The following is a 13,921-nucleotide window of genomic DNA, read 5'->3' as shown; positions in this document are numbered from 1 at the left end:
GACAGCTCTTACCCGAGCGCCAGCCAGACTCCCACCCCCAGCATCAGAGTACCGGCGATGCGGTTCATCAGAGTGACGTTGCCGCTCTTGGCGAGGAAGTGGCGCAGAGTGCGGCCACCGCTGGCGTAGAGCAGCAGACAGGAGAACTCGATAACCAAAATCAGCGCCACCAGCGCGCTGATCTGCGGCGCCATCGGCTTGTCGGCAGAGATAAAGGGGGGCAGCAGGGAGATCATGAAGGCCCACCCCTTGGGGTTGGCGATGGCGGTGACAAAGCCCTGCAGCGCCAGCCCCATGGCGCTGGTCTGTTGACCGGCCGAGAGATCCGCCGGAATGGCCATCTTCCCTTTAGCCTGCCACATCTGGATGCCAAGCCACACCAGATAGGCGCCCCCCACATATTTGAAGGCGGCGAAGATCCCCGGATAGTTGAGCATGATGGCTGCCACCCCGATCACCGAGAGCACCGAGACCAGCCCGACCCCAATCAGCTCCCCCCACATCATGTGCAGGGTACGGCGCACCCCCAGGCTCATCCCCAGGGTCATCGACAGGGTCATGCACATGCCGGGGGTCACCGAGACAAAGAAAAAGGTCGGGATAAACAGAGCCAGAATGGCCGGATCGATCCAGCTGGACACAACACACCTCCATATGACGAGAGCGGGAAATCACGAAAACGGGACAGGATTGACACAACCCAGCCAGTTGTACCACATATTCAGGGGATAAAGCGCTCAATCATGCCTAAATGGCTCCTTTCTCACAAGAAAAAACCTTTTCTTCAGCACATTTCAGCAATAAAAGCCTGTGACAGCTCCTGACGTGCATGTGTAAGATGTCGGCTCCTCCAATTCCGGATTAGAGCCATTTATGTCATTGAATAATCTATCAATACGTGTCCAGGTCTTGATACCTTTGCTGCTGGCCAGCCTGCTGATGATGGTGATGATCGCCATCAGCAAACAGGGTCTGGATGAAGCCATCAATGACATAGATGAGACGACCCAGACCGTGGTCCAGCACAAGGACGATATTGCCAAACTGATCCACGCCACCTACCGGCTGCGCACCAGCGCCATCTATGGCCTCTACGATGCCAAGCTGTTTGCCGCACTGCCCGCAAACCTCAACAGCGCCGAGCAGGAGATCAACGCCATCCTCGGCCGTCTGGTGCTCCCCGGTGCCGAGCAGGATAACCGTCAGGTCGCTGCCGCCCTGCAGGCCTACCTCAGCCATACCCGCAGCAACATGCTGCCGCTGCTGGCGCAAAAACATCAGGGTGGCGGCGATCCGGTCGCCTACGAGGCGGCTCGCCTCCATTTCCGCGAGCTGGGTGAACAGCTGATCAAGCAGATCGACAGCATGTCCGCCCACATCAACCAGCTGATCCAGCAAGAGCTGGCCGAAGAGCAGGCCCACTACGACGCCACCCTGCTGCGTACCCTGCTGCTCACCGCCGGTACCCTGCTGGCGGCGCTGATCTGTGGCTGGGTCCTCTCCGGGCGCATCGTCAGCCCCATCGGTCAGTTGCAAGAGGTGATGCACGCCGTGGCGCAAGGGCGCTTCAACGTGCGCGCCAAAGCGGAGGGCAACAACGAGCTGACCCGTCTGGCCAAAGATATCAACCTCACTCTGGTGCAACTTGGTAGCACCATCGAGAACCTGACCGGGATCAGCAACAGCGTCGCCTCCGCCGCCACCGAGCTGGCCGCCGTGATGACCCAGTCCGAGGCCAATGCAAAGCAGCAGCACAGCGAGATCGAACAGGTCGCCTCCGCCGTAACCGAACTATCCAGCACCGCTGACAATGTCAACCACAATGCCGCCATCGCCGACGAGCTGGCACGGGATGCCAATGGCCGGGTCGAGCAGGGGCTCGCCCTCTTTACCGAAAGCATCGCCGCCAACAGCCGGATGGCAGGCAGTCTGGAAGATGCCGCCGCCATCGTGGCCCAGCTCAAATCCCAGTCCGAGCAGATCGGCAAGGTAATTGAAGTGATCCAGGGGATCTCCGAGCAGACCAACCTGCTGGCGCTCAATGCCGCCATCGAAGCGGCCCGTGCCGGTGAAACGGGTCGTGGTTTTGCGGTGGTGGCCGACGAGGTGAGAATGCTGGCAGCCCGTACCCAGGACTCCACCAAGGAGATCCAGGCCATCATCGAGCGGCTGCAGAGCCAGTCCCAATCCGCCAACAACGGCGTGCAGGAGACTTTGGAGATCCTCAGCCATAACCAGCGTTTGTCCGCTCAGGTGCAGGACCTGCTGAGCGGCATTACCGGTGCCGTGCGCCAGATCAACGACGCCAACGCCCAGGTCGCTACCGCCGCCGAGGAGCAGTCCTGCGTTACCGCCGACATCAACCGCAACATCACCAATATTCACGAGATCGTGAGCCAGAGCGCCGCCGGCATCAGCCAGAGCGCCAGTGCCAGCAACGAACTCTCCCAGCTCGCCGAGCAGCAACGCAAGCAGCTGGCCCAATTCCAGCTGTAAGCGCACAAAGTGAACCAGACAAAAAGGCCCGCAAGGGCCTTTCTTGTTGGTTAGCTGATACGGTATATGGCTTATACCTGATGAAAGTAAAAAGGCTCCCGCGGGTAATGCCGATAAGTTAAGGATCCATTGACCGCTCCTTCTGCTGTGTGAAAATCCGAAACCTGTTGATTGGTTTCGGATTTTTTTATGCGTATCGCCCAGGCTCTCGACTTCCTCCACGCCAGCAATGCAGCTCAGTTTGAGTCACTCTCAGACCTCATTGCTCCCGAGCTCATCACGACGCGCTTGCCGAAGAGGATGTCGTGACCCTGCGTCGCCGTCGTATGCCCATGGAGCGTCTGGTCTGGGCTATCATCGGCATGGCCATCTTCCGCCATATCCCCATGACCCAGCTGGTCAATCAGCTTGATATCCTCTTGCCCGGCGACCGCCCCTTTGTCGCCCCCAGCGCCTTTTTGCAAGCTCGCCAAAAGCTTGGCCACAAGAGCATTGAGCGGCTGTTTCACGACACCGCCGCAGGCTGGCACCAGCAGGCCAATCACCCCGGTTGGGCCGGGCTGCAACTGCTCGCCGTCGATGGCGTGATGTCGCGCACGCCTGATACCCCGGACAATGCTGCCGAGTTTGCCAAGCCCGGTACCCAGCATGGGGAGACCACCTATCCGCAGGTGCGCATGCTTTGTCAAATGGAGCTGACCAGTCACCTGCTTGTTCAGGCGGTCATGGAGAGTTGCGCCGTCAACGAGATGGTGCTGGCCGAGCGGCTGGTCGCGCGCACGCCGGACCACTCGCTGACCCTGTTCGACAAGGGGTTTTACTCCCTCGGTTTGCTCCATGCCTGGCAGACCACTGGCAGCGAGCGGCACTGGCTGCTGCCGCTCAAAAAGGGCACGCAATACGAGGTGGTGCGCAAGCTGGGGCGTCAGGATGCACTGGTCTTGCTGAAAACCAGCCCACAGGCGAGGAAGAAGTGGCCGCACCTGCCGGATACAGTGGAAGCCCGCTTACTTACCCGCACCATCAACGGCAAAGAGCGGCAAGTGCTGACCTCAATGGTCGACCCGACGCGTTTCCCGGGCGCCGACATCGTTGAGCTCTACAGCCACCGCAGGGAAATCGAGTTGGGCTATCGGGAGATGAGGCACAGCCTGCAACAACACCGGCTGACCCTGCGCAGCAAGAAGGCGGCGGGGATACGGCAAGAGCTGTGGGGCGTGCTGCTGGCGTACAATCTGCTGCGCAGCCAGATGGTAAAGAGGGCAGCGAGTCTGAAGGGATACACGGCGAGCCAGCTGAGTTTTCACATGGCATCGGTGTACCTCATCCATGAACTGAGCTGCATGCCGTATCTGTCACCGGGGAGTATCCCGAAGCGGGTGGCGGAGCTGGATAAGCAGGCGGGGCAGTTTGTATTACCGGAGCGAAGGGAGCGGAATTATCCCCGCAGTGTGAAGGCAAGACCACAAAAGTATGCGGTGCAAAAAGCCAATAAAAACAATGCCAGTCAGGCTTAACTGACTGGCATTAGGCTCCCGCGGGAGCCTTTTTGTTATCTGTGGTTTTATCCGTGCCATCAGCCGTGCAACAGGGCGCCGGCCACCAGCACCGCCATGGTGATGAGGGCCACCCCGATGATAAAGGGCAGCACCCAGCGCACGAAGCGATCGTAGGGGATCTTGGCGAGCGCCAGACCGGCCACCAGATGGGCGGCAGTGGGGGCGAACAGGTTGATCCAGCCGGAGGCGGACTGATAGGCGGTGATCACCAGATCCCGGGAGATGCCGGAGAAGTCCGCCAGCGGCCCCATCAGCGGCATGGAGACGGTCGCCAGCCCCGAGGTGGAGGGGATAAAGAAGCTCAGGATGATATGCACCAGATAGGCCATCAGGATGAACACCGACGACGACAGCCCGCTCACCAGCCCCTCGGCCCAGTGCAGTATGGTGTCGATGATGACGCCATGCTCCATCACCACATAGATGCCACGCGCCACCGCCACCACCAGCGCTACCCCGATAAGGTCTCGCGCCCCGTTGAGGAAGGTCGCCACGTAATTGGACTCCGGCATCCGGTTGATCAGCGCGATCAGGATGGAGGCGCTGAAGAACAGGGTGGAGAGCTCGTCGAACCACCAGCCCAGGGTGGGCAGCAGGTCGATGCCCAGATCCGACCAGGGCACCACCGCATAGATCATCAGCAGGAAGGTGCCGAAGAAGACCAGCATGGTGAGCTTTTGCTTGCCGGTGAAGGCGAGGTTGCCGCTCTTCATCTGGGAGAACTCGTCGTCATAGGTGATGTCGGCCAGCACGGAGCGGGATTTGTCCTGCTGCACCTGCTTGGCATAACGCATCACGAACCAGGAGGCAAAGATCACCAGCAGCAGCCACTGGATGACCCGCAGGCCAATCCCCTCACCGATGGGGATACCGGCAAAACCGGAGGCGATGCCGGTGGCAAACGGGTTGACGGTGGAGGCAAGTACCCCGACCCCGGAGCCGAGCAGAATGATCCCCGCCGCCACCATGCGATCGAAGCCCGCCGCCATCATCACCGGCACGATCAGTGCCCAGAAGGCCACCGTCTCCTCCGCCATGCCGAACGTAGAGCCGCCGAGGGCAAAGAGTGCGATCAGCACCGGGATCAGCAGCCGCTCACGCCCGGCGAAGGCACGCACTATAGCCCCCACCCCGGCATCGAGCGCCCCGCTTTGCATGGTCACCGCCAGAAAGCCGCCGATGATGAGCACGAACAGTGCCACGTCGGCCGCCTTGTGAAAGCCCTGGATCGGCGCCTTGAGCACCTCGAACACCCCTTGCGGATGAGAGGGCAACTCGGTGTAGCTGCCGGGCACCGGCAACAGCCGCTCGTCGCCGCTGTAATCGGCCACGGCCGCTGCCGCCACCGGCTGCTGTGTCTTGGCGGTGACGTAGTCATATTTGCCCGCTGGCAGCACCCAGGTGAGGGCAGCCATCAGGGCGATGATGATGAAAAGCAGGGTATAGACTGTGGGGAGTTGGCGCTTCTTGGGCGCCTCGTTTGGAGTGGTCATAGCTTCCGTTCCTCGGCAATGCCGTCTGTGATCCGATCAGCGCAAGACTAGCGGGTTTGATATGGGAAAAAGGTGATCGCTGATAATAAAATTCCGCTAATTAGCGGAATGTTTGCCAAAAAAACAGGGCCCCGCAGGGCCCTGTTTTCACTTGAGTCAGATTCAGAGCTCGACCACGTCGAATTTCACATCCGGATTCACATCCGCATCGTAATCGACCTCGTCCAGACCGAAACCGAACAGGCGCAGGAACTCCTGCTTGTAGCCGGTGTAGTCAGTCAACTCGGAGAGGTTCTCGCTGGTGATGGACGGCCACAGGTCGCGGCAGGTCTGCTGCACGTCTTCGCGCAGTTCCCAGTCATCCATGCGGATGCGGGCCTGCTCGTCCAGCGCCATGTCGGACGCGTAGAGACGGGTGCGCATCATGCGATCCACCTGCTCCATGCAGCCCTCGTGAATCCCCTTCTCCTTCATGATCTTGAAGGCCATGGAGATATAAAGCGGCATCACCGGAATGGCGGAAGAGGCCTGGGTCACCACGGATTTCAGCACGGCCACGTGAGCGGTGCCGCCCTTGGCAGCCAGGTCGCCACGGATGGCGGCAGCGGCGCGGTCCAGATCTTCCTTGGCGCGGCCCAGAGTACCGTGCCAGTAGATTGGCCAGGTCAGATCGGTACCGATGTAGGAGTAAGCCACCGACTTGGCGCCGTCGGCCAGCACGCCTGCATCACGCAGGGCCGCCATCCACAGCTCCCAGTCCTGACCGCCCATCACTGTGATGGTGTTCTGGATCTCTTCCTCGTTCGCCGGCTCGACGGTGGCGGTGATGATCTGATCCTTGTTGGTGTCGATGGCGGTGGTGGTGTAGACCTCACCGATCGGTTTGAGGGCAGAGCGCACCACTTCGCCGGTGTCCGGCATCTTGCGCACCGGAGAGGCCAGGGAGTAGACCACCAGATCGATTTGACCCAGATCCTGCTTGATAAGCTCGATCACCTTGGCACGGCACTCGTTGGAGAAGGCATCGCCGTTGACGCTCTTGGCGTAGAGGCCCGCCTCTTTGGCGGCCTTGTCGAAGGCGGCGGAGTTGTACCAGCCAGCGGTACCGGTCTTGGACTCGGTGCCCGCTTTTTCAAAGAAGACGCCGAGGGTGGCGGCGCCGCTACCGAAGGCAGCCGCAATCCGGGAGGCCAGGCCATAACCGGTGGAAGCGCCGATCACCAGCACCTTCTTGGGACCATTCTCGATGGTGCCCTTGGCTTTGGTATAAGCAATCTGGCGACGAACATTGGCTTCACAACCGACCGGATGAGTGGTGGTGCAGATAAAGCCGCGAACCTTGGGTTTGATGATCATATGGAGTCTCGGATCCGTTTAATGGATGAAATCGGGGCATAAGATACCTCATCTTGCCGCGATAAGGTGCTCTGATGTGTTGAACGGCGGCAAAAATGGCCATTCAGGGTGACGGCTGCCGTCAAAAATGCACAATTTTTCGGAAAACGTCACTTCATCAGTCCGGTAATGAATCTTCCCATATCTATGGAAACCGATGACATGTTTCAACGCAGGTGCAGTACGACCAACATGATACAAAAAGGCCCCGAACTCTCGGGGCCTGGGGGTAATGTCATCGAACTATATCAAGCGGCATGTGAGCGCCATTTAAAATGATTAATCTGTGTTCTCATTGACTTGGCCATCTCATCAAGACGCTGACACTTGGCCGATACATGGGCTGCCGAGTCCGAGGTATGTACTGCGATATCGGCAATATTGACCATGCTGCGCGTCATCTCTTCGGTGACTTTGCTTTGCTCTTCGGCTGCAGCAGCGACTTGCACATTGAGATTATTCAGATCATCCACCGCACTCACAATTTCTTCCAAAGAGACGCCGCAGGTCAGCATCAGGGTATTCGTCTTCTCCACTTCAGATAATCCGATATTCATACTATCAACAGCCATAGTTGCATTCTGTTGCAGGCGATTGACGGTGTTCTGGATTTCTCCGGTAGAGTTTTGGGTGCGCTGAGCAAGTACCCGGACTTCATCAGCCACAACAGCGAAGCCACGCCCCTGCTCACCCGCTCTGGCGGCTTCAATTGCCGCATTCAGTGCCAATAAATTGGTTTGTTCGGCAATCGAGCGAATAACCCCCATCACCTGGGTAATGTTATTGCTTTCGATAGCCAGGTTTTGCAGTACAGTGGATGTATTTTGCAATTGACCAGAGAGCAGAGCCATATTCCCAATGGTCTCCTTGACAACCGCTTGCCCCTCTTCTGCCTTGTTTTCAGCCTGACGGGCGGCAATTGCAGCACTATTTGTATTCTGGGCGATTTCGTTAACCGTTGCGCTCATCTCATTCATCGCCGCAGCGCTCTGATCTGTCTCCAGACGCTGCTGGGCCATTTGCTCTGCACTGGTTAGCCCCAACTCGTTCAGTGCATCGGCGCCTGTCGATAACTGTTCGGCCACGTCATCCATTTCGCCAATCAATCTGCGGAAATGGCTCACCATATCATTCAGCGCCCGTGCGACTTGCCCCAATTCATCTTCCCGAATGACGGGGACGGTGACGGTCAAATCCTGCTCATGCTGCAATTTGTAAAGCGCTCTGCGCAAAGCGGTGAGCGGTTGACTGATCCCGCGAAAAATCCAGATCCCCAGCACGGATAAAGCGAACAGGGCAATCCCGGTGATGGAGAGGAAGGCAAATGAAAAATCAACGGCCAGACTTTCCAGGGTACCAACATGCTCATCTGCAAATCTCAGCTGGAGTTCAACCAGCTTGCCCAGCTCCTCATTAAAAGGATCAACCGTGCTGTATAACTGATGAATTGCCTTATCAAGAGGAGCTTTTAATGAAAGATCACTCTTAATACCATCCAGTGTAATGTCGGCTTTGTTCATCAATACTTGGGCAGACTCCGCAATCGCCCGCTCTTCCGCAGACATCTTCTGGGCCATGTAACGCTTCCATTCCGTTGCTGCTTTTAACTGCGCTTCAGTAACGGAACGTTTTGCTTCTTCACGGGTGATTAATCCAACATGCGCTTTATTGATCGCATCAACGACACTGACCGCATACAAGTCTGAAATCAGCTTCAGTTCGGATAACTGCTGCACCTCCTCTTCATTCACCTGATGGGCAGCCTGATTCATCAGGCGCATCCCCCAAAGGGAGAGAGTGCACAGCAAAATCATACAAAACAGCGGTACCACAACCAGCATCAATAATTTGCTACGAACCGAGATCCCTTTCATGGTGTCGTCCTCATACTCAGGCCACTGGTCGTTTAATATGCAATTGATACACCAAGCATCACGCGACCACTCATTTCAATACAATCTCCCGCTTACCTCATTAAAAAGCGCGGTCTGTGCACCATAGTGCAATGCAAGTTGCAACCTGTTCGCAAAACCAGACCTTAAACACATCACCGCAGGAGAAGGGCTAATGCCCTTATTGATAATGCGCTTTTTGAGTCTATTCATCATTTCGTTGATGTCTAATCTTCGCAAAGCAAAATCCGTAGCGCGTTGCAGCCTGCGTCGTCCATGCACTGATGGCGGCAACGTCCACGAAACTAGCAAGCAATGCGGGTGATGTGGCCATCCTGCAGCTTATAGAAGGCATCTTGCGGCAACTCCTGTGACCAGGTCGCTTCATAGTCGAGATCGGCATAGACGCCACGCAGCATGGCACCGAGCAGACCGTGGGATATAACGATGGCCCGCTCGGCGATGGCAGGATCCTGCAACCACTGGTGTGCCCGGCGCTGAATGCTCTCGAAGCTCTCGGCCCCCGGTGCCTGCAGATACCAGTCCCCCTTGCCGGTATCGAGCTCGGGATGGGCAAGACGCAGCGCCGGTATCTGGCAGCTCTCCCACTCCCCCATCCCCAGCTCCATCAAGCGATCGTCCCAGCCGATGCGATCCGCCGCCAGCCCCAACTGCTCGCACACCAGCAGCGCAGTCTGACGGGCACGCCCGAGCGGGCTGGCATAGATGGTCCAACGGGCGGGTTCCGCCAGTTCGCCAGCAAGCCGCCGCCCCATGGCGATGGCTTGCGCCTCGCCCTTGTAGGTCAGCTCGGAGTTGCAACGCCCCTGCAGACGCTGCTCGGCATTGAAGCGGGTCTGGCCGTGGCGCAGCAGATAGATGAGTCGAGACATGATTTCTCCAGCACGTTCAGAGAGATAGAAAAATAAAGGGGGGGGATGATAGCAGATGAGCCCGAAGGATGGCCCAAACAGAGAGGCTAAAACGGGCGTAAAAAACGGGTCAAGGCTGACCCGTTTGCTGCCAATTCGGCCAGATTAAACCGGCTCAGCCCTTCTTGATCTCCCGCAGATAGCGGTAGATGGAGTGGACCGAAATGCCGAGCTGGCGCGCCGCAATCTGGGCACTGTCTTTTAACTCGAAGATCCCCATATCGTGCAGCTGGTTGACGATGACCCGTGTCTTCTGGGACAGGGGCACCGCCTCGTTGCCACGCACCTCGGCACTGACTGTGTCGATAGTGCTGTTGAGCGCTTCGTCGATGTTGCGGGCGAACACCTCCGGGGTGGCATGGCTCTCGTGGGGATGCATGCACTCCGGCATCATGGTGCGCAGCACGGATTGCAGCGGGGCATCCATGTCGCTGTTGATGCAGAGCAACCCGATGGCCCTGTGCTCCCCGTTGCGAATAACGGTGGTGATGGAGCGCAGCGTCTTGCCGGTGGCACACTTGGTCATGTAGGGGCTGGAGATATCCTGCCCGCTCTTGAGCTTCATCATCGCCAGGTTGGTGATGGGGGCGCCGACACTGCGGCCGGTGATATGGCCGTTGGCAATCTTGACGATCGAGGGATTGCGCGCATCCAGACTGTGGAGCAGCACTTCGGTGTGCTGACCATACATGGCGGCGATGCCGTCCACAATGTTCTCCATCGACTTGAGGATCTCAAAATCGCTCGGACTCAACTCTTGCAGCTTCACAATGGGACCTTCTTGCAAGGGTTGCTGCCGGACAATGGGAGCCGGGCAGCAACCGACAGGGACATCAGGCGGACATGATATCAATAATGGTGCTGTCTGTGGCAGACATGCCCTCCTTCACCATCTGGCCGACGTTGCGGATGGTCTGATCCACGTCGCCGGCGACGATCCCCTGCCCCGACACCGAGTGGCTGTTGAGGGCCATCAGGAAACCGCGCACCGCCGCACCGGAGGAGGTACTCACCTTCATGGCGCAGGAGGCTTTAGCCCCGTCGCACACCATGCCGGCACTGTCGCTCAGTACGTTCTGGATGGCGAAGCAGGATTGCTCGAAGCTGCCGCCCGCCAGATAGACCATGGCCATGGAGGCGGCCGCGCTGGTCACGGTATTGCCACAGAAGGCCGACAGCGGCGGATAGTGGGACTTGATATAGATGGCGCCCAGATGGCTCATGATGAGGGCGCGAGCCAGCTGCTCTTCGCTGGCCGCAAAGCGCTCGGCAATCACCATCACCGGAATGGTGGCGGCAATGCCCTGGTTGCCGCTGCCAAAGTTGCTCATGGCTGGCAGGGTCGCGCCCCCCATGCGGGCATCGGAGGCAGCCGCCGTCATCATCACGATGCGGTTCATCACATCCTCGCCGATAAGACCGGCATTGATGTTCTGCTGCATGGTGCGGCCAATCTCCAGGCCATAGGGGTTGTTCATCCCCTCGGCGGAGAGCTTGCCGTTAAGCTCGGAGGCTTTGAGGATGAACCTGATCTGCTCGAACTCCACCTGAGTGGCGAACTCGTAGATGGCGGCGATGCTGATATCGACGCCATCGCAGATGGAACCGGTGGCACCGCCCTGGCTCTGATCGGCGGTGAAGGTTACCTCGCCATCGCGGCGCTGCTCGACGATGCGGGTATGACCGCCGCACAGAGTCACTTCGGCGCTGTGTTCTTCACCCTTGCCATCAGTGCCATAAACGGTCACGCGGCAGAAGATAAACTCGGGGGCGGCGGTGCGGCTCACCTGCACCTTGCCGGCATCGATCAGCTGCTGGGCACGATCCACCTGTTCTGGCTGGATCGCGGCCAGCACCTCCAGCCCGGCATCGGCGTTGCCACCGATGGCTCCGGCCGCAGCCGCAATGGCCAGACCGATCTTGCCGGTGCCCGGCACATAGACACCCATCGAGTTTTTATAGAGATTGTCCGACACTGCAACCTCGAGGCGACCGGGCTCACAGCCCAGTTGCCGGGTGGCGACAGCCGCGGCATAAGCGGCGGCGATTGGCTCGGTACAACCCAGCGCTGGTTTGACAACCTGTTGAATAATCTGCAGATACTGCTGCCACGCATGTTTCATCACTTGAACCTTTTTATCAGCATTAACGAGCGATATGGGCGATCGCTTCCACTTCAACCTTGACGCCCATCGGCAGATCCTTCACTGCGAAGCAGCTGCGCGCCGGACAATCTTTCTGGAAATAGGCTTTATAGACCTCGTTGAACGCGGCAAAATCGCTGATCTCGGCGAGGTAGCAGGTAGTTTTGAGCACGGTATCCAGCGAGCCGCCAGCGGCTTCCAGCACGGATTTCAGGTTTTCCAGTGACTGGCGGGTCTGGGCGGCAATCCCCCCTTCCACCACACCACCCTGTTGCTTGCAGACCGGCAACTGACCGGAGGTAAAGATAAGGTCGCCATAGGCAGTGCCGTGGCTGTAGGGACCGATAGCGTCAGGTGCCGCTGCTGCTGTGATGATGCGTTTCATATAGCCACTCCTGTTTGTGCAATTTTTTTTGCAATCATGAATCTCATTCCGTTCAACATTATTTGCTTTTTATTTTATCCATTCAACAAAAAGATACAAAAATGGCGTTTAAAGACACCTTTCGGCCTCAATATAAACCGTGATCACCATCCTGATTTGAACAAAAGTACTCTTATGGGCATTGTTTATGACAGTTTTATTCAACTATATTTGCGCCGCTTTCCCACATCCCTACAAAAAAGAAGGTTTTAATGGACGCGCATAGCACTACACTCGCCAGCCCCGTGATGGGCACGCTGGAATGGAAAGAAGCGGTTCGCTTCGACAGCACCGACTGGGGCTGGATCATCATGAGCATCGGCATGGCCATCGGCGCGGGGATCGTCTTCCTGCCGGTACAGGTGGGTCTGATGGGTTTGTGGGTCTTTCTGCTCTCGGCAGTGATCGGCTACCCCGCCATGTACATGTTCCAGCGCCTCTTTATCAACACCCTGGCCACCTCGCCGGAGTGCAAGGATTACCCCAGCGTCATCACCGGCTACCTTGGCAAGAACTGGGGTGTGCTGCTCGGCGCGCTCTACTTCGTGATGCTGGTGATCTGGGTCTTCGTCTACTCCACCGCCATCACCAATGACAGCGCCTCCTTCTTGCAGAGCTTCGGCGTCACCGACGGCCTGCTCTCTGAAAACCCGCTCTACGGTCTGGTGCTGATCTGCGGTCTGGTGGCACTGGCCTCGCGCGGCGAAAACCTGCTGTTCAAGATCTCCACCTTTATGGTGCTGACCAAGATCAGCGTGGTGGCCGTGCTCGGCCTGATGATGGTGGACAAGTGGGATGCGGCCAACATCACCGCCATGCCCGCTGCCGGTGACTGGATGAAGGATGCCATCATCATGCTGCCCTTCACCCTCACCTCCATCCTCTTTATTCAAAGCCTGAGTCCCATGGTGATCTCCTACCGCTCGCGGGAAAAGTCGCTGGAAGTGGCCCGCTTCAAGGCGATGCGCGCCATGAATATCGCCTTCGGCATCCTGTTCGTGGTGGTGTTCTTCTACGCGGTCTCCTTCACTCTGGCCATGGGCCACGATCAGGCGGTCAAAGCCTCTGAAGAGAACATCTCCGCGCTGGCCATGGTAGCCCAGGGGATGCCCGGCCAGACCCTCAAGCTCCTGAGCCTCACCCTCAACATCTTTGCGGTAATGACCGCCTACTTCGGCGTTTACCTCGGTTTCCGTGAAGCCTGTCAGGGTCTGGCGATGAACCTGCTGCGCCGGGTGCTGCCGGAAAACCGCATCAACAAAGGATTGGTAGGCAAAGGGATCATGGTGTTTACCGTCATGCTCTCCTGGGGGGCCATCGTGCTCAACGCACCGGTACTGAGCTTCACCTCCATCTGCAGCCCCATCTTCGGCATGGTGGGTTGCCTCATCCCGGCCTATCTGGTCTATCAGGTACCGGCGCTGCACAAGTACAAGGGCACCTCCCTCTACATCATCATCGTCACCGGCCTGCTGCTCTGTGTCTCGCCCTTCCTGGCGTTCAACTGATCGGTTTCCCCTTATCGACCACGGGTCACCTTCGGGTGGCCCGTTTTCTATTGGTGCGGCTGACCGCGCCCCCGCCCG

10 protein-coding genes and 1 pseudogene are annotated in these 13,921 nt (G+C 58.2%); 3 read left to right on the top strand and 8 right to left on the bottom strand.

Annotated elements, in window-relative coordinates:
* Positions 1–8: 8 nt before the first annotated feature.
* The gene (locus ACTG2U_RS20300; protein WP_005344345.1) at positions 9–641 is read right to left on the bottom strand and encodes a LysE family translocator; all 633 of its coding nucleotides are present in this window, start codon (positions 639–641) and stop codon (positions 9–11) included.
* Between the two features lie 232 nt (positions 642–873).
* Between ACTG2U_RS20300 and ACTG2U_RS20295 the strand changes: the two genes are divergently transcribed.
* Together ACTG2U_RS20295 and ACTG2U_RS20290 are read left to right on the top strand one after the other, a co-directional pair.
* Positions 874–2,496 carry a methyl-accepting chemotaxis protein gene (locus ACTG2U_RS20295; RefSeq protein ID WP_439975039.1) on the top strand — a complete coding sequence of 541 codons (1,623 nt, stop codon included), beginning with the start codon at positions 874–876 and terminating at the stop codon, positions 2,494–2,496.
* Between the two features lie 189 nt (positions 2,497–2,685).
* A pseudogene (locus ACTG2U_RS20290) lies at positions 2,686–4,013 on the top strand (IS4 family transposase).
* 59 nt (positions 4,014–4,072) lie between these two features.
* Here ACTG2U_RS20290 and ACTG2U_RS20285 read toward each other — a convergent pair.
* From ACTG2U_RS20285 to ACTG2U_RS20255, 7 genes are all read right to left on the bottom strand, one after another.
* Entirely contained in the window at positions 4,073–5,548 is a 1,476-nt protein-coding gene (locus ACTG2U_RS20285) for a YfcC family protein (RefSeq protein ID WP_439975038.1), read from the bottom strand.
* Between the two features lie 162 nt (positions 5,549–5,710).
* Complete coding sequence (gene fabV, locus ACTG2U_RS20280; protein ID WP_005344170.1) at positions 5,711–6,904, bottom strand: enoyl-ACP reductase FabV; 1,194 nt, start codon at positions 6,902–6,904, stop codon at positions 5,711–5,713.
* Between the two features lie 287 nt (positions 6,905–7,191).
* Positions 7,192–8,817 (bottom strand): methyl-accepting chemotaxis protein, encoded by a 1,626-nt coding sequence (locus ACTG2U_RS20275; RefSeq protein ID WP_021229324.1) that lies wholly within the window; start codon positions 8,815–8,817, stop codon positions 7,192–7,194.
* A gap of 323 nt (positions 8,818–9,140) precedes the next feature.
* Positions 9,141–9,728, bottom strand: a complete 588-nt coding sequence (locus ACTG2U_RS20270; protein ID WP_439975037.1) for a histidine phosphatase family protein — start codon at positions 9,726–9,728, stop codon at positions 9,141–9,143.
* A 154-nt stretch (positions 9,729–9,882) separates the two neighbouring features.
* Positions 9,883–10,536 (bottom strand): helix-turn-helix transcriptional regulator, encoded by a 654-nt coding sequence (locus ACTG2U_RS20265; protein WP_319889913.1) that lies wholly within the window; start codon positions 10,534–10,536, stop codon positions 9,883–9,885.
* 64 nt (positions 10,537–10,600) lie between these two features.
* Positions 10,601–11,890 (bottom strand): L-cysteine desulfidase family protein, encoded by a 1,290-nt coding sequence (locus ACTG2U_RS20260; protein ID WP_439975036.1) that lies wholly within the window; start codon positions 11,888–11,890, stop codon positions 10,601–10,603.
* Between the two features lie 22 nt (positions 11,891–11,912).
* Positions 11,913–12,296 (bottom strand): Rid family detoxifying hydrolase, encoded by a 384-nt coding sequence (locus ACTG2U_RS20255; RefSeq protein WP_005344164.1) that lies wholly within the window; start codon positions 12,294–12,296, stop codon positions 11,913–11,915.
* A gap of 251 nt (positions 12,297–12,547) precedes the next feature.
* Here ACTG2U_RS20255 and ACTG2U_RS20250 point away from each other — a divergent pair, with 251 nt between their 5' ends.
* Entirely contained in the window at positions 12,548–13,843 is a 1,296-nt protein-coding gene (locus ACTG2U_RS20250; RefSeq protein ID WP_021229327.1) for an amino acid permease, read from the top strand.
* Positions 13,844–13,921: the final 78 nt, after the last annotated feature.

It is taken from the genome of Aeromonas sp. 95A, assembly GCF_051919235.1.
Taxonomy (GTDB): domain Bacteria; phylum Pseudomonadota; class Gammaproteobacteria; order Enterobacterales; family Aeromonadaceae; genus Aeromonas; species Aeromonas veronii.
This window is presented reverse-complemented; position numbering and strand designations above follow the sequence as displayed.